We start from the raw sequence: 16,794 nt of genomic DNA on the forward strand, positions 1-16,794 counted from the left end.
TTGATTGTGCCGCGATCCGGGGGCGTCGTGCACTAGCAGGGCAGTTTCAGCGTGAAGGTGGTGCCGAAGCCCACCTGGCTGTTGACGCTGATGCGGCCCTTGTGGCCGGCCACGATGCGCTGCACGATGGCGAGCCCGAGGCCCACGCCCTCCTTGGAATCCTGGGCGCGGATCTGGCGGAAGGGATCGAACACGAAGGGCAGCTCTTCGGCCGGGATGCCGCGGCCGGTGTCCGTGATGGTGACGCGCAGCCAGCGCAGCCCTGCCTCCACGCCGGCCCCGTGGTCCACGGTGGCCTCCAGCCTCACGGCGCCGCCCCTGGGGGTGAACTTGAAGGCATTGGTGAGCAGGTTGGTGAGCGCCCGCTCCAGTTTGGTCGCGTCGCCGGTGATGTCGGGGAGGTCCAAGGCGATCTGGACCTGGAAGGCCAGGCCCGCGTCCACCGCCAGGGGGCGGTGGGAAGATGCGAGCTGGTCGAGCCAGGGCATGGCCGCGAAGGTCGTGAACTCGAAGGGCATCTGGCCGCTTTCGCTGCGGTAGACCTCCAGCATTTCCCCGAGCAGCGTCTGGATCTTCGCGAAGGCGGTGGTGGCCTGGGGATGGATGGCGGTGAACAGCGAGGCGTCGTCCTTGGCGGCCCCCAGCGCGATGCCCACCACGGTCATGGGCGAGCGGATGTCGTGCACCAGCATTGCCGTGAAATTGGCCTTGAGCATGTTCATCTCGCGCAGTTTGAGGTTCGCATCTTGCAGGTTCTCGTTCTGCACCTTCAGGGCTTTTTCCAGGCGCACCATGCGGACCTGGTGGTTCACCCGGGCGATGACTTCTTCGGCGTGGAAGGGCTTGGACACGTAATCCCGGCCGCCGACCTGGAAGGCCTTCACCTTGTCGAGGGGATCGTCCAGGGCGCTGATGAAGATGACCGGGATGTCGGCCAGCGCTGGATCCTGCTGCATGGCGGCGCAGGCCTCGTAGCCGCTCATGCCGGGCATGGTGATGTCCATCATCACCAGCTCCGGCGGGCTGCGCCGCGCAGCGTCCAGGGCCATGCGGCCCGAAGGCACCGCGCGCACACGGAACTTGTGCTCCCGCAGCAGCCCCGCCAGCAGGTCGAGGTTCGCCGGACTGTCGTCCACGATGAGGATGTCGCTAAGGGGCACTAGCATCGGGGGACTCCAGGTCTAACGCAGAGAGCAGTTCTTCAAGCCGGTAGGCCTTGATCATCTGCCGGAGCTGCTGGGCCAAGGCCGCGTCCTCCACTCGTTCCGCCAGGACCAGGGCCTCGGGCGTGTCGCCGGAGGCCACGGCCTCGCGGAAGGCGGCGCGCCACTCCGGCTCAAGCCGTGCCAGCCCCTCGAGCGGCGGGCCCGCGGAAGCAGACGGGGTGGGGCTCTCCGCCCGGCGGAGGAACCGCACGCCCAGGTAGGTGGTGAGCATCTCGAAAAGGGCCGATTCCCGGAAGGGCTTGCCGAGGAAATCATCGAACCCGTGCTGCTGCACCGAGGCCTTGTCTAGATCGAACACCGAGGCCGAAATGGCGATCACGGGCGTGCGGGCCAGGCCTTGGGAAGCCTCCAACTCCCTCAGCCTCGCGATGGCCTCGAAGCCGTCCATCCCAGGCATCCTCAGGTCCATCCAGACGAAATCGGGGCGCTGCTGCGCGAAGACCTCCAGGGCCTGCCGGCCTTCATTGGCGGTATGGACCGCGAAGCCCACGGATCCGAAGAGCTGGGTCAGCAAATCGCGGTTCTCCTCGCGGTCGTCCACCACCAGCAGTACGAAGGGCTTCTGGCCCGGCTCCATGCCCAGCACCTCGCCCTTGCCCTCCAGCTCCATGGCCTGTTCCGCTTCCGGCAGGGCCACCTGGAAGGAAAAGGTGCTGCCGACGTCCAGGCGGCTTTCGGCCGTCAGATCGCCGCCCATGAGCCGGACCAGGGCCCGGGAAATGTGCAGGCCCAGGCCCGTGCCCTCGGCGGCCCGCTGGTTGGTCTCCGCCTGGAAGAATTGCTCGAAGAGCCGCTTCAGATCCGCTTCGGAGATGCCCGGCCCTGTGTCCCGCACCTCGAAGGTGGCCAGGCCCGCGTGGTAGGCGGCGCGCAGGGCCACGAAACCCGAATCCGTGAACTTGACGGCGTTGCCGATGAGGTTCACCAGCACCTGCCGCAGCTTGCCCTCGTCCCCCACCAGGTAGTCCGGGAAGCCGGGCTCCACATCCAATTCGAAGCCGATGCCCTTGCCGCTGGCCCGCAGTTCGAACAGGGCCCTCAGCGCATGGAAGAACTGGGCGGTGGAGAAGGGCGCGGGCCGCAGGGCCAGGCCGCCGGACTCGATCTTGGAGATGGAGAGCACGTCGTTGATGAGCGAGAGCAGGTGCTCCCCCGCATGCAGGATGTGGCGGAGCTGGTCCTGGTCCTTGGTGGTGCGGTCGGGGTTGCGGTGCATGAGCTGGGCATAGCCGATGATGGCGTTCAGGGGCGTGCGCAGCTCGTGGCTCATGTTCGACAGGAAGGCGCTCTTGGCCCGGTTGGCGGCCTGGGCCTTGGCCTCGGATTCCCGGAGCATCCGGGCGTCCTTGGCGAGAGCCAACATGGCCTGGCGCAATCGATCGATGCCGCGGTTCAGCTCCGATGCCATGTCGGCGAATTCGTCCCGGCCCTCCAGCATCACGATGTGCTTCAGGTCGCCGTCGGCGGCGGCGCGCATGCCCGCCACGATCTGATTGATCTTCCAGCCCAGGTCCTTGGCGATGAGGCGGCCCAGGATCAGGGCCAGCAGGAAGCCCGCCAGGATGATGGAGATGGCCACGGCCTGGGCCCGCTTCACGCGCTGGGTCGAGGCTTGGACCTGGTCCCGGCCCGCCATCTCCTGCTGGCGGGAGAGCTGGTTGAGCTGCTCGACGATGGAATCCCGCACGGGCACCAGGCTCTGGTCCAGGAAACGGTCCAGGCGCGGCAGATCCTCGGAGTAGAAGAGCACCTCCAGGTAGTCGAGCAGCGGCTCCGCCTGGGCCATGAGCCGCTCCGTCTCCTGCACCCGGGCCTCTTGTTCGGCCACCTGGAAGCTGGAGTGGTAGGCGGCCCAGTCCCGTTTGATGTTGGCTCTGGCCTGCCGGACTTTCTGGAGGCCCTGTTCCGGTGGCAGCGCCCCGCCGCGCACCAGCCGCGCGGTGTTGGCGATGTCCAGCACGTAGGCATCCGAGACCAGCTTCAACTGCCGGATGGGCACCATCCGGTTCTCGAAAAGCTGGATGATCTCCTGCCCATCTTCGCGGACGGCATTCACCTGCCAGAGGCTCACGCAGGCCAGCAAGGCCGCCCCCAAGCCGAAGGCCAGCGAAAGCTTGGTGGAAATGCGCAGTCGGCTGAGGAAGGAACCCATGAGGTCTCGAAGGTGGTAACCCTTTCTAGGCCTCGAACGTGTGAAAGGCAAGGGGATTTGGATGTGCCGCAGTTTCCACTGCCAGGTTGCGTTTAAAAAAAATCAAGAAACCACGGATAAACACGGATTAACACAGATGAGAATTCATATGATCAAGATGGAATGTCGCAATCTTGTTGATCCCGTCCAGGAATCGCTTCGCGGGGCGCTCAGCGTCAGCGGGCCGGCGCGGGACCCAGGCGAGGGCCACCTGAATTTCATCCGCGAAGCTGGCCCATGCCGAATCCGTGTTAATCCGTGTTCATCTGTGGTTCCAGGCTTTTAAATGCCAACAGATTAAAGCCGGGGTGTGCACGCATCATTGGCTACCGAGAAACCAGATATTCGCCTGTTCGAGCCGGATCGAGCAGAATTCTAGAATCGTGCGCAACCGTCTCCGTTCTCTCGCTCTTGGGCTCGTCGCCTTATTTGTTGGTCTTGGCTTTCCGCTTCATGCCCAAGGCCTCCGCATCGCCGCGGCCTCGGACCTGCGCTGGGCCTTGGAGGAAGTCAGCACGACCTTCCAGCGGGAGCACCCCGGCAAGGTCGCCATCACCTATGGATCCTCCGGGAATTTTCACTCCCAATTGATGAACAAGGCGCCCTTCGATCTCTTCCTGTCGGCAGACGTCAACTACCCCAAGGACCTGGTGGAACGGGGCCTGGGCGTGAGGGATTCGCTCTTCGTCTACGGCATCGGCCGCGTGGTGCTTTGGGTGCCCAAGGCTTCGCCCATCGCCGTGGAGAGCCTTGGTTTCGCGGCCCTGTCGCAACCATCTGCGAAGAAGATCGCCCTGGCCAATCCCAAGCACGCGCCCTATGGCCGCGCGGCGGAAGCGGCACTGAAGAAGGCGGGACTGTTGGATGGACTTCGAGGCAAGCTGGTGCTGGGCGAGAACATTTCGCAAACCGCGCAGTTCGTCCAGTCCGGCGCCGCGGACATCGGCTTCATCGCCCTGTCGCTGGTGATCGCGGGACCCATGAAGGACCAGGGCCGCTGGTGGCTGGTTCCCGCCGAAGACCACCCCACCATCGAACAGGGCGGCGTGATCCTGGCCTGGGCCGAAGACCCGGCCTATGCGCGGGCCTTCAGGGAATTCCTGATGAGCCCCCAAGGCACCGCGATCATGAAGAAGTACGGCTTCAGTGCCGGGGGCCAATGATGGATTGGCAAGCCCTCGCCCTCAGCCTGAAGCTCTCCCTCGCCACCATGCTGGTGCTGGTGGTCCTCGGGATGCCGATGGCGTATTGGTTGGCGTTTTCCAAGCGAAGATGGAAGCCCGTGATCGAAGCCATCGTGGCGTTACCGCTGGTGCTGCCGCCGACGGTGCTGGGCTTCTACGTGCTCATCGCGCTGGGGCCATCGAGCCCTCTAGGTGCGCTCTGCGAGCGGATCTTCGGCCATCGCCTGCCCTTCACGTTTTCGGGATTGCTGGTGGCGTCGGTGCTCTACAGCCTGCCCTTCGCGGTGCAGCCCTTCAGCGCGGCCTTCGCGTCGGTGGACTCCCGCATCCTGGAAGCCTCCGCCTGTTCCGGCGCGGGAAAAATGAAGACCTTCTTCCGGCTGGTGCTGCCGCTCTCCTGGGCGGGCGTGCTGACGGGCCTGGTGCTCAGCTTCGCGCATACCTTGGGCGAATTCGGCGTGGTGCTGATGGTGGGCGGCAACATTCCGGGCGCCACGCGCACCGTCTCCATCGCCATCTACGACCAGGTGCAATCCCTGGATTACACCGCGGCCATGCGCACCTCGGGCCTGCTGCTGGGCATCTCGTTCGTGGTGCTGGTGCTGACCTACAGCCTGCGCAAAGTCAGGCTCTTCCCATGAGCCGAATCTTGGACTGCGCCTTCGAGCGCAGCTTCGCGAATGGCCCGGTGATCAAGGCGGCCTTCACGCTGTCTATGGATGAACCCAAGGTCACGGTGCTGTTCGGGCCTTCGGGTTCGGGCAAGACCACGCTGCTGCGCTGCCTCGCGGGTCTGGAGCGGCCCGACAAAGGGTACATCCGCATGGATGGCGATGCCTGGTGCGATGCAACCTCCGGCCTGCATTTGCCACCGCAGAAGCGCGCTTTGGGGTTCGTATTCCAGGACGGCGCGCTGTTTCCCCACCTGAGCGCCGAAGGCAATCTGGCCTATCCGCTGGCGGGCATCTCGCGCCTGGAGCGCGCCCTCCGCGTGCAGGCCATGGTGGAGCTGCTGGGCCTCGGCGGGCTGGAACACCGCCGGCCCGGCGAGCTCTCCGGCGGCCAGCGGCAGCGGGTGGCCCTGGGCCGCGCGCTCATCCGGCGGCCGCGCCTGGTGCTGCTGGACGAACCCCTCTCGGCCCTGGACCGCCCGGCGCGGGAGGCCCTGCGGAACGATCTGCGCCGCGTGTTCCGCGAGATGGCGATCCCCGTGCTGCTGGTGACCCACGACCGGGACGAAGCCATCCTCCTGGGGGATCAGATGCTGATGATGCAGGATGGCGAGATTCAGCAGGAGGGCCCGCCCGCGGACGTCTTCACGCGGCCGCGCACACCCGCCCTGGCCGAAGCCCTGGGCATCGGCACCGTGGTGAAGGCGCGGGTGCTGGGCCGCGAAGGCGGCCTGGTGCGCCTGCTGGCGGGCACCGCGGAGCTGCTGGCGCCGGATCCCTCCGGCTATCCCCTCGGGGAATGGGTCCACGCCTGCATCCGTGGCGAAGGCGTCGCCGTGGAGCGGGATATCCACGCGGATTCCTCCCCCCGCAACCGCCTCCGCGCGACCATCACCGGCATGGAACCCAAGGGCCCCCTGGTGCGCCTGCACCTGGATTGCGGCTTCCCCCTGGAAGCTCTCGTCACCACCTGGGCCTGCGAAGATCTGGCCCTGAAAGAAGGCGACACCGTCCTCGCCATGATCAAGGCCACGGCGATCCATTTGATTCCGGTGATGTAGGCCGATTTCCTGCCAATGAAAGCAGCTTCGGGGCTAGGCGCCCGAAGGAATAATTTCTCAGGCTTCTTGCGTACTATTGTAATTGTGATACATTAATTGTCGGAGGGCTTCATGCGGCTTGTCTGGGGACAACGCAACCTGGAGAAGATTCAAGCCCACGGCCTGTCTTCGGATGAGGTCGAATCCGCTTTTGATGCCCAGGATTGGGCCACCAGTGCAAGCGACAAACCTTATCGATTTGTGGGTGAGGGCACGACTTCCTCAGACCGCTTGATCCGAGTCATTTTCGCTGAAACAGATGATGGGCCTTATCCGATAACAGCCTTTCCCATTCGCATTCGCCAAAGGAGGACCCCATGACCACGCGAAAACGCCCCACACCGGCCGACCTCGAAGCCAATTTCGAGAAAGAATCCGCCTGGGCTGAAAAGAACTACGGCCCTCAAGTTATGGGCCGCCTCACCCGGCCTGGCCGCCCACCCAAGGGTGTTTCCATCGAACCCACCCAACCGCACTCTCTAAGGGTGCAGGACAGTGTTTGGCAGTCCCTCACCAGCAAGGCGAAAGCTGCTGGGATTTCGGTCAACCAGGCCGCTCAGCTTGCTCTGATCGAATGGGCTAAAAAGTGAACCGACAAAGCCGCCTCGTGACGATCTACCGGCCTGGAGCCCAAGGGCCCGCTGGTGCGCCTGCACCTGGACTGCGGCTTCCCCCTCGAAGCCCTCGTCACCACCTGGGCCTGCGAGGATTTGGCCTTGAAAGAAGGCGACTCCGTCCTCGCCATGATCAAGGCCACGGCGATCCATCTCATCCCGGTGATGTAGGCCGATGTTCAGATGCCGAGCGCATAATTCTGGGCTAGGCGCGTGACCAATCTCCCCGGAGGCGTACGATGGCACTAGATAATCAGATCAATCGCTATCTCGAATCGATACCAGAGCCTAAGCAGTCCGACATGCGGAGGATCCATGGCGCCATTCTGGAGATGAATCCAGGTTGCAAACTCTGGTTTCTCGACGGCAAAGACGAAAGCGGCAAGGTCGTGTCCAACCCAAGCATAGGTTATGGCACGCTGAGCAAAAAATACGCTGATGGGAAAATCAAAGAATTTTATCAAACAGGTATTAGCGCGAACTCAGCGGGTCTGTCGGTCTACGTCATGGGGATTGACGACAAGAAGTATTTGCAAGAAAAGTACGCGCACGCGATCGGAAAGGCTAGCATCACGGGGTACTGCATCAAGTTCAAGGCGCTCAAGGATATTGACTTGGAAATTCTAAAGGGTGCGATCCAAGATGGTATGGAACGAACCCGCGCCTAACCCTCCGCTCGCCTCGGATCCAGCCGCAAGCGGCCAGGTCCTTGCGTCCGGGCAACCCCTTCTCCCGCTCTCTGCCAATCGCTTCAGCCGCGGATGGTCCGGTTAGCTTCATTCGTTTGACGCCACAATCCACCTTTGGTTTTCGCTCGTAGCCAGGAGAATCGCCATGTCCAAGCTTCGTGTAGAAAGTTTCACCATCTCACTCGACGGGTTCGGCGCTGGCCCAGACCAAGACATCAACAACCCACTCGGCGTGGGCGGCACCTCGCTTCATGGCTGGGCCCTCTCCACACGAACATTTCAGAAGAACTTGTTCGGTAGCGATGGCGGAGGAACGGGCATTGATGAAGACTTTGCCGCTCGAGGCTTTCAGAACATCGGGGCTTGGATTCTCGGCAGGAACATGTTCGGGCCGGTTCGCGGGCCTTGGCCTGATGAGAGCTGGCGGGGCTGGTGGGGCGAGAACCCGGTCTATCACGTCCCGGTGTTCGTGCTGACCAACCACCCACGCGCACCGCTGGTCATGGAAGGGGGAACGACCTTCCACTTCGTTACGGAAGGCATTGCCGCCGCCCTGGCGCAGGCTCGCGAAGCTGCCCAAGGCAAGGATGTCCGTCTTGGCGGCGGCGTGAACGTCATTCAACAGTATCTTCGCCAGCGCCTGATCGACGAGTTGCACATCGCCATTGCGCCTGTCCTGCTTGGCGCTGGTGAAAGACTCTTTGAAGGAACCAACCTTCCTGCCTTGGGCTACGCCTGTACCCGCCACGAAAGCTCGCCACTCGCCACCCATGTGGTTCTTACCCGGCAGTGATCACGGTGGCGCCTAACCACTCGTTCAACCCGGGCCCAACCGTGTGCGACTGCCTTCATGCTTTCAACCTTCGGCTCTCGATTGGGCCGGTTAACGTTGTTCGTCAGGCGGGCGGTCTTCGGCCGATCATGTCCAGCGCAGCGCCCACGTAGCAACAGGAACACAGCCGATTTCATGAGTAAGCAGAACAAGCCGATGCAGATCACTCCTTTTACGATCCGTGTTCCAGATGAGGTTCTATCCGACCTCAGGACGCGCATTCAACACACGCGCTGGCCTGGTCAGGCGCCCGGCGCTGCGTGGGCGCAGGGGACCGACCTCGCGTACCTGAAGCGCCTGCTTGGCTACTGGGCCGACGGTTTCGATTGGCGGGCGCAGGAGCGTCGGCTGAACTCGTTCAAGCACTTTCGCGCTGAGCTTGGCGGGATCCACATTCACTTCGTCCACGAACGGGCACGGGAGGGGAATGGCATCCCTTTGATCCTGACCCATGGATGGCCCAGCTCCTTTCTCGAACTCCTGCCGCTGGTGCCCCTCTTGACCGACCCGAAAGCCCACGGCATCGACGGTCCGGCCTTCGACCTCGTCATTCCCTCGCTGCCGGGGTACGGCTTCTCGGAACGGCCGGCCCAGGCAAATTACGGCACCGTTGCCAGGCTGTGGCATGAGCTCATGCACGGACTCGGCTATGCGCGATATGGGGCCGGAGGCGGAGATTTCGGTGCGGGAGTCGCCACCTACATGGCCATCGAGAATCCGGCGCCCATGATCGGCATCCATCTGACCACGATGGAACTCTGGCCGCCAACAGGCGAAGGGACGCGGCCATTGACCGAAGCCGAAAGCAATTACGTTGCCCACGTGCGCCAATGGGATGAGGTCGAGCGGGGCTATTCCGCCATCCAGTCGACGCGGCCCCAAACACTCGGCTATGCGCTGAACGATTCACCTGCCGGGCTCGCGGCTTGGATTCTTGAAAAGTGGCGCGCATGGAGCGACTCCGGCGGCGACCTCGATAGGCACTTTTCACAGGATTTTCTCCTCACGATGCTCACGCTCTACTGGGTCACGGAGACCATCACCCCCTCGATGCGTGACTACTTCGACAACCGGTGGTTTGGCGCGGACATTCAATCTGGCGATCGTGTGCAGGTACCCGCGGGCTTTGCCAACTTCGACAACAACCATGTGTCCGAGGGAAGCCCGCCGCGGGAATGGGCGGAGCGACTGTACGACGTTCGCCGGTGGACCTCCATGCCGAGCGGCGGGCATTTCGCTGCCGCCGAAGAGCCCGAGCGCCTTGCCCGCGACATCGCAGCCTTCTTTGCGGAGATCTGATTTCGCGCGCGGAGACCCTGGAAGCCCCTGTCGCGACCAAGGCCTGCGAGGATCTGGCCCTACAAGAAGGCGACTCCGCCCTCGCCATGATCAAGGCCACGGCGATACATCTTATTCCGGTGATGTAGGTGGATATTCAGAAGCCAAGCGCATAGTTCTAGGTTAGGCCCCGCTTACATGCTTATTGGATTGGTAAGGGGCTGGGCGGCTACAACCGTCCACCCCTCAGAAACCACCGTTCGGGAAATTCTGTCGTCGCCTGCTCCAAGACGGTGTTTCATGAGGAGATTTCCATCCCGTCATGCTGAAGATATTCGGCTCTCGGTTGCTCTTATTCACTTTCAATGTTAGGTAACAACAGGAGAATCAACCATGGAATACAGAGTCGTACCGTTCGCAGCTTCAATCACACAGAATGACGGCGCTGGCAAAGCAGCCGCCCAGCTTCAGTCACTGATAACTCAGCATGCGGAAGAACGATGGGAATACGTTCGACTCGAAAGCGTCGAGACGAACATCGCAGGCAGTAGCGGGTGTTTCGGGTTTGGCGCCTCGCCTTCACGAACTGTTTCAGTCTCCATGATTGTGTTCCGTAGATGAAGTTCCTCTTAATCGGCGCCATCAGAATTTACTGGCTAATATGGCCAGAAAAGAAGCGCCGTACGTGTGTTTATAGCGAGAGCTGTTCACGATATGTCTTTCGCTTGACCAATAGTTTTGGCCTTCTAACTGGCCTCAGGGCGCTTCGGCAACGCTTCCGATCTTGCCGCCCAGGGTATGAATTCTGTATGGTCAATGGTTCAATGCATATTCGACTAGTTGACGGAACGGTGATTACTATGTCCGAGGCTTCAGAATGCACAACCAGTGATGTTCTAGGCTATTGCGAGGATATTGAAAAACATCTCAATACGCAATTGCCTAACCTCTCATGCAACCCGAACCAATCGTTGGTATCTTCCGTCATGTTGTAAACAGACGGCTCACGTTCGGGCCGGTCAGCTTTATTCGTTAGGCATCAAAAGGATTTCGCGTATAATTTGAAAGAAAAAAACATTTCATTTAATTGCTATGTAAAGGAGTAATTAATCTTGACCATAAAACCCGCAGTCTCAATATCTAAACTAATTTTTTCCAGTGGAGATAGCTTTAAGTTAAATGCAAACGAAAAAATTATCCTCGTGGGACCAAATAATAGCGGAAAATCCCAGTCACTACGCGAAATATTGACCATTTGTCAAAGCGGGAAAAAAGAACGAACGACAGTAGTAACAGATATTGAAATCGAAAAAGTAGGTACCTCTGATGACCTCAAGCAGTTTCTCGAAGAAAATGCAGAATATGTAATGACTAATTATCGATACAAGAACTGGCAATTACCAGAACAGCATACTCTATTTTGGGGCAAAGAATATCTCGTACATGGGCTTGCTGCAGGATTTATTAAAAATATCAATGCGAATGATCGTCTGACCATTTGCAATCAGCAGCTCAGTATTTCACCTGGTGATCAAAAATCAACGCCTCAACATATTCTCTACGATGACGAAGTGTTGATGAAAAAAATAAGTTGCCTTTTTAGGCGTGCTTTTGGAAGGGATCTAATGTTTGATTTTCGAGGAGGAAATCGCCTTCCAATTCATGTCGGTGACCTCCCAAGGATTGAAGGAGCAGTTGATCGGGTTGGCGACTCATATGTCCAAGCAGTTCGATTTAACCCGCTTCTAGATAAACAAGGTGACGGGATAAAAAGTTATGCAGGTATCCTTTTCGAGGCAATTGTCACTGATCTTGATATCACATTGATTGATGAGCCTGAAGCCTTCCTGCATCCGCCGCAAATGCGAAAATTGGGCGAGACACTATCATCTGAGGTAAGAGGACAACTGATTGTTGCTACACATAGCAGTGATATTCTTCGTGGTTTTCTAGAGGGAACACGTGGAAATGTTCGAATTCTTAGGATTCAAAGACAACACGATAAAAATATTGTTTCAGAGGCCTCTGCTGAAATTGTGAAAGAACTTTGGGAAAAACCTGACTTACGTTATTCGAACGCGTTGGAAGGAATATTCCACGAACAAACCATTATTTGTGAAGATGACAGTGATTGTAGGTTAATTAATTCCATAGCAGATCATTTGGCAATTAATTCAGATGATCAGTGGCAAGATACTGACGTCTCCCCATAGAACTGGGCCAAGGATAATGTGAGTCCTCCCCCTTTGGAGGACCCTTTGAGAACGAGTAGATACAGCGAGGAGCAGATCATCCTGGCTTTGAAGCAGCATGAGGCTGGGAGGACGACGGCAGAGATCTGCCGGAAGCTTGGCGTGAGCGAACAGACCTTCTATCGGTGGAAGGCCAAGTACGGCGGCATGGACGTAGCCGATGCAAAGAAGCTGAAGGTTCTTGAGGATGAGAACCGGAAGTTGAAGCAACTGGTTGGGGAGCTGACGCTCGACAATCAGGGGTTGAGGCACCTGCTCATAAAAAAATTCTGAGGCCCGGGGATCGCAGGAAGGCCGTTCAGTATTTACGGACGGATCTTCAGATGAGCGAGCGCCGGGCCTGCCGGGTAATTCAGATGGGGCGATCCAGCTATCAGTACCGGTCCCGACGGAGGGACTGGCCCGAGCTGCGCCAGCGGCTACTGGAACTGGCGGCGGAGCGGAAGCGGTTCGGCTGCGAACGGCTGCACCTGCTGCTCCGGCGGGAGGGGTTTCTGGTGAACCACAAACGGACGTACCGCCTCTACAGGGAAGAAGGACTCTCGGTGAGGAAACGGATTCGAAAGCGGCTGAAAGGATGCCCAAGGAAGGAACTGCAGCACCCGTCCAGGCCGAATGAGCAATGGGCCATGGACTTCACCTCCGACGCCCTGGCGGATGGCCGGGTGTTGAGGACGCTGAATGTCATCGACACATTCACCCGCGAGTGCCTGGCCATCGAAGTGGATACCAGCCTGCCGAGCCTGCGAGTGGCTCGGGTCCTGGATCAAATCATCCACGAGCGGGGAAAGCCAGAGGTGATGGTCACGGACAACGGACCCGAGTTTGTCAGCCGGGTGCTCGACCAATGGTGCTACCAGAGGAAGATCCGACACCACTTCATCCAGCCGGGAAAGCCAATGCAGAACGGCACCTGCGAAAGCTTCAACGGGCGGTTCCGCGACGAGTGCCTGAACGAACATTGGTTTCAAAGCCTCCAGGAAACCCGCCGCATCACCGAGGCCTGGCGACACGACTACAATCACCTCAGACCCCACGGCCCCCTCGGCGGACTTACCCCTGCCGAAGCCGCGCGCCGCTGGGATTCGCTCCGGTCGCCTACGGCTCCCTCCGCAAATCCCAGCGAGATCCTTTTCAACCCTGAACTCCCACTATCAGTGGCCCTGAGCTAGGGGAGACGTCAATACCGCTTATGTCCCAACTGGTGGCAAACACGGAATTCCAAAAATTGCTAAAGTACTGCGCCAGATTGGTGTTCCAGTGAAAGCCGTTTTTGACATTGATTTCCTTTCTGAACGGTCACTGGTTCAGTCTTCAGTGGAAGCATTCGGCGGGAGTTGGACCGATATTGATCCTATGTGGACACGGGTTGATGCGGCAGTAAGAGGCGGCAATAAACCGAAGACCATTCCACAGATCAAGGCTGAGATTATTTCTGTGCTTGGCAGCTCAAATGATGACGACCTTCCTAAAGGAGATATTATTGAACTAATGAAGCAAGGCAAACCATGGTGTGAGGTTAAACAATACGGTGTGAGGGCGATACCTAAAGGGGATGCACAGCGCGATTTTAGTTTACTAAGAACGGCATTAGAAAATTTAGGAATATACTTAGTTCCTGTCGGAGAGATTGAAAATTTTTGTCCAGAAATTGGTTCGCATGGACCAAAGTTTGTAACTAAACTACTTTCTTCTATTTCATTGAATGATGAGCGGCTTACTGAACTTCGTGAATTTGTAGAAAGAGTTCACCGAGGCCGCATAATAAATGAAGGAGCTCCCGCGCTGCCTGAATGTTTTAACAGCAACAAGGTCCCAAAAGTTTAAGCCCAAAAAGGCATTGCAGCGGACAACCTACTAAATTCAACGTTAGGTCTCAGCATTAACGTTTTTCCCTTTTAGGTGCCGGCACCTTCCGGGCCCCCACCGTCACGAGAGCTTGGTCTTGTCGCGCGCCGCCAGCACCGTCTGCTGGATGGCCGTCACCACCAGGTCCGGCTGATCCTGGTGGATGAAATGGCCAGAGTGTTCGGCGATCATGTGCTTCACGTTGTGTGATCGGCTGGCCAGATCCGCTTGCCACGCCATCCAGGTGGTTTCCATGGCCCTGCGTTCCGGGGTGGGATTCGGCTCCCCGCTGCGGGTCAAGACAACCAGCGGCTTGTCGCCCAGGTGCAGGTTTGCGGCGCGAACTTGGGCGGCGCTGACCGGCAAGGAGGCGAACTCCTTCGCCATGGCGACCAGGGTTCCCGTGTGGGAATAGATCCTCGAGCTTTCCTGCTCGATTTCGGGCACAAAGCCGGGGCCCGCCTCGCTGGCATTGCGAAGATTGGCCCGATCATTCAGACCGTTAAGGAGCCGGACTACGCCCAGCGATCCCACCACCCGGACGAGGGTGGACATGGTAAAGGCTTTCGGAACAAATTCCTTGCGGCTGGCCATGTCTGCGTGGGAAGAATCCACCAGCACCAGGCCCGCCACCTCGTCCGGGTACCGCATGGCGTAAAGCTGCGCGTGGAGCCCGCCCAGGGAGTGCCCCACCAGCACGTACGGCGCCTTAACGCCAGCCTTGCCCAGCAGGGTGTGCAACTCCTGGACAATCTGCGCGCTGCTGTGGGGCTCGGGGCTGGCTTCGCTCCAGCCCATGCCCGCGCGATCGTAGCTGACCACCTGCGTGAATTTCGCCAACTCCGGCTGGACCTTGTACCAATCCAGCACCCCGCCGCCGTTCGCAGCCACCAGCACCACCGGAATCGCACCGGCACCGGAACTGTGTAGGTGCAACTTATATCCGCCCACATCCACGAGTTTTCCGGGCGCCGGGTAATCGTGGGCGTCGCGACGTTGGCCCAATGCCTGATACGCCGCACCGACGGCGATCAACGTGACGAACAGGCCGATCACTCCAATAAAAGTTCGCCGGGTCCATCGCCGCAGCCATCCGGATTGGGGCCGCGCGACCGGGGTGGAGGGGGGTTCCGGTGAACGCATGATCAAACCTTTCGATGAATATAAAAACGGATACTGAGGTATTTACATTTCTGGCTTCGGTCGGTTTAGCGCACCCGCCCCGAACCACCGCAACGGGAGAAGTGTTGCGTCATGCCATGCATAAACCGCCGTGCGTTACCTGCGGATACCCATGGCATGGCCCGTTTTCATCCCGGAGGGATCCCGTGAACGACCTCAAACCCCCACGCACTGAAGAATTCAAGCTCGAAGGCGGCAAAGTCCTGGAGAAGGTGAAAGAGCTCATCCATGCCGGGAACGTGCGCCGCATCATCCTGAAAAACGAGGAAGGCAAGGTGTACATGGAGATTCCCCTGACCTGGGGCCTCGTCGGCGTAGCCCTGTTGCCCATCTTCGCCGCCGTGGGCGCGCTCGCCGCGGTGGCCACCCGAATGGTCATCGTTGTGGAAAAAGTGGAGGAGTGATCGCGATTCCCGCAAGGCCGTTGATGTTAGGTCTGTTAACCTTCCTCGATAGTCCCTCGTCCCGGAAATTCCAGAGGAAGGATCCATGTTGAAAATTGAGCAGAAGAAGATGTCCAACAGACATACATTTACCTTTGGCCAAGACACAATAAATTTTCACTATCTCGATAAAACGGGGTCTGGTGATGCTGATATTCCATACTCTGAGTTCCCCAAAAAGCACTCGATAGCAATCGAACAAAATCAATGGTTGAAGAATGTTGGATATTTATGGTGTGCGCTCGGAATCATTCAAATTGGTTATTCTTTATATGCTAATAATACAATTAGGGGTACAGGTTTTTGGCTCATGATTGGACTTGCTTGCATTGTTTTATCTCGACTAACGAAAGTTTCCTACACGGTTTATAAAGCTGAAAGCGGTAGTGTTTTTATAATTCAAGATGGGAAAAAACACGATCAAATAATTAATGAAATATTTAAACGCAAAAAACAATATTTATTATCACATTACGGCGAAATTGATCACGATACCTCGCTGCAAAACGAAATCAATAAATTTCATTGGCTTGTTGACGAGGGGGTTCTTACGTCAGAAGAAGCTAGTCAGCGCATTAGTGAAGCTGAGGTTGTTTACTACAAGGAAACACCTCCTCCTATGTCGCTGAATTAATGTCTAGCCCTGTTCAAGCAACCTCGTATGCGTTGGGCTGTTTAACCATTTTCAGCAGGTTTTCAGAAGGGGGCTCCTTCTTCACACCAGTCCATTGAAGCCACATCACACATGGAGCGAATAAGTTGATGACCACCCCCGACAACCTCCGGAAACACCTTGCAGCGCTGCTCAACTGGCAGGATGCCCACGTGGATTTCGATACGGCGGTGAAGGGCCTGCCTCCGCGCCTGCGGGGCGTGCAGCCGCAGGGGCTGCCCTATTCGGCGTGGCAACTGCTGGAACATCTGCGGCTGGGGCAGCGGGACATCCTAGATTTCTGCGTGGATCCCGCCTATCGCGCCCCGAAGTGGCCCGAAGCCTACTGGCCCAAGTCGCCCGTACCGCCCACGCCCAAGGCCTGGCAGCAGAGCATCGCCGCAGTGCGGGCCGACCGCCGGAGCCTCGAAAAACTGCTGGCCGATCCGGCCCTCGACCTCTTCGCCAAGATCCCGCACGGCGAGGGCCAGACCTACCTCCGCGAATTCCTGCTGGTGGCGGATCACAACGCGTTCCATGTGGGCCAGCTCATCATCCTGCGCCGTCTCCTGGGCGCCTGGAAATAAGGCTGGGCGAGCCGCCTAACCCGTTGTCCAACCCGGGCGTAACTG

Annotated in this window: 17 protein-coding genes and 1 pseudogene; 15 read left to right on the forward strand and 3 right to left on the reverse strand. The window is 58.8% G+C overall.

Annotated features, from left to right (window positions below):
* Positions 1-32 precede the first annotated feature (32 nt).
* Both IPQ13_09700 and IPQ13_09705 read right to left on the reverse strand, forming a co-directional pair.
* Entirely contained in the window at positions 33-1,166 is a 1,134-nt protein-coding gene (locus IPQ13_09700; protein MBL0211168.1) for a hybrid sensor histidine kinase/response regulator, read from the reverse strand.
* Complete coding sequence (locus tag IPQ13_09705) at positions 1,150-3,378, reverse strand: response regulator (protein MBL0211169.1); 2,229 nt, start codon at positions 3,376-3,378, stop codon at positions 1,150-1,152. The genes IPQ13_09700 and IPQ13_09705 overlap by 17 nt, the downstream gene beginning before the upstream one ends.
* Positions 3,379-3,800: 422 nt before the next feature.
* Between IPQ13_09705 and modA the strand changes: the two genes are divergently transcribed.
* The 12 genes and pseudogenes from modA to IPQ13_09765 all read left to right on the forward strand — a co-directional run bounded on the left by modA (position 3,801) and on the right by IPQ13_09765 (position 13,864).
* Entirely contained in the window at positions 3,801-4,580 is a 780-nt protein-coding gene (gene modA / locus IPQ13_09710; protein MBL0211170.1) for a molybdate ABC transporter substrate-binding protein, read from the forward strand.
* The gene (gene modB / locus IPQ13_09715; protein MBL0211171.1) at positions 4,580-5,242 is read left to right on the forward strand and encodes a molybdate ABC transporter permease subunit; all 663 of its coding nucleotides are present in this window, start codon (positions 4,580-4,582) and stop codon (positions 5,240-5,242) included. The genes modA and modB overlap by 1 nt, the downstream gene beginning before the upstream one ends.
* Positions 5,239-6,333, forward strand: a complete 1,095-nt coding sequence (locus IPQ13_09720; protein MBL0211172.1) for an ABC transporter ATP-binding protein — start codon at positions 5,239-5,241, stop codon at positions 6,331-6,333. Before modB ends, IPQ13_09720 begins: the two co-directional genes overlap by 4 nt.
* A 356-nt stretch (positions 6,334-6,689) precedes the next feature.
* Positions 6,690-6,962 carry a hypothetical protein gene (locus IPQ13_09725; protein ID MBL0211173.1) on the forward strand — a complete coding sequence of 91 codons (273 nt, stop codon included), beginning with the start codon at positions 6,690-6,692 and terminating at the stop codon, positions 6,960-6,962.
* Positions 6,963-6,995: 33 nt separating this feature from the next.
* Positions 6,996-7,157, forward strand: a complete 162-nt coding sequence (locus IPQ13_09730; GenBank protein ID MBL0211174.1) for a TOBE domain-containing protein — start codon at positions 6,996-6,998, stop codon at positions 7,155-7,157.
* A 68-nt stretch (positions 7,158-7,225) separates the two neighbouring features.
* Positions 7,226-7,654, forward strand: coding sequence for a DUF1801 domain-containing protein (locus tag IPQ13_09735; protein ID MBL0211175.1), 429 nt, complete (start codon positions 7,226-7,228; stop codon positions 7,652-7,654).
* 166 nt (positions 7,655-7,820) lie between these two features.
* Positions 7,821-8,468, forward strand: coding sequence for a dihydrofolate reductase family protein (locus tag IPQ13_09740; GenBank protein MBL0211176.1), 648 nt, complete (start codon positions 7,821-7,823; stop codon positions 8,466-8,468).
* A gap of 195 nt (positions 8,469-8,663) precedes the next feature.
* Positions 8,664-9,806: an epoxide hydrolase gene (locus IPQ13_09745; protein MBL0211177.1), complete on the forward strand. Its 1,143-nt coding sequence runs from the start codon at positions 8,664-8,666 to the stop codon at positions 9,804-9,806.
* A gap of 596 nt (positions 9,807-10,402) precedes the next feature.
* Positions 10,403-10,780, forward strand: coding sequence for a membrane protein insertion efficiency factor YidD (gene yidD, locus IPQ13_09750; protein ID MBL0211178.1), 378 nt, complete (start codon positions 10,403-10,405; stop codon positions 10,778-10,780).
* A gap of 117 nt (positions 10,781-10,897) precedes the next feature.
* Entirely contained in the window at positions 10,898-11,998 is a 1,101-nt protein-coding gene (locus tag IPQ13_09755; GenBank protein ID MBL0211179.1) for an AAA family ATPase, read from the forward strand.
* Between the two features lie 45 nt (positions 11,999-12,043).
* Positions 12,044-13,110: pseudogene (locus IPQ13_09760) on the forward strand (IS3 family transposase).
* A gap of 187 nt (positions 13,111-13,297) precedes the next feature.
* Positions 13,298-13,864, forward strand: coding sequence for a hypothetical protein (locus IPQ13_09765; GenBank protein MBL0211180.1), 567 nt, complete (start codon positions 13,298-13,300; stop codon positions 13,862-13,864).
* A 102-nt stretch (positions 13,865-13,966) separates the two neighbouring features.
* Here the strand turns inward: IPQ13_09765 and IPQ13_09770 are convergent, their stop codons facing one another.
* Positions 13,967-15,028 (reverse strand): alpha/beta hydrolase, encoded by a 1,062-nt coding sequence (locus tag IPQ13_09770; protein MBL0211181.1) that lies wholly within the window; start codon positions 15,026-15,028, stop codon positions 13,967-13,969.
* Between the two features lie 116 nt (positions 15,029-15,144).
* Between IPQ13_09770 and IPQ13_09775 the strand changes: the two genes are divergently transcribed.
* The 3 genes from IPQ13_09775 (at position 15,145) to IPQ13_09785 (ending at position 16,749) form a co-directional block, all read left to right on the forward strand.
* Positions 15,145-15,471 (forward strand): DUF4342 domain-containing protein, encoded by a 327-nt coding sequence (locus IPQ13_09775; GenBank protein ID MBL0211182.1) that lies wholly within the window; start codon positions 15,145-15,147, stop codon positions 15,469-15,471.
* Positions 15,472-15,559: 88 nt separating this feature from the next.
* Positions 15,560-16,144, forward strand: coding sequence for a hypothetical protein (locus IPQ13_09780; protein MBL0211183.1), 585 nt, complete (start codon positions 15,560-15,562; stop codon positions 16,142-16,144).
* 128 nt (positions 16,145-16,272) lie between these two features.
* On the forward strand, positions 16,273-16,749 hold the full coding sequence (locus IPQ13_09785; GenBank protein ID MBL0211184.1) for a DinB family protein: 477 nt from the start codon (positions 16,273-16,275) through the stop codon (positions 16,747-16,749).
* Positions 16,750-16,794: the final 45 nt, after the last annotated feature.

It is taken from the genome of Holophagaceae bacterium (assembly GCA_016720465.1).
Lineage (GTDB): Bacteria > Acidobacteriota > Holophagae > Holophagales > Holophagaceae > JANXPB01.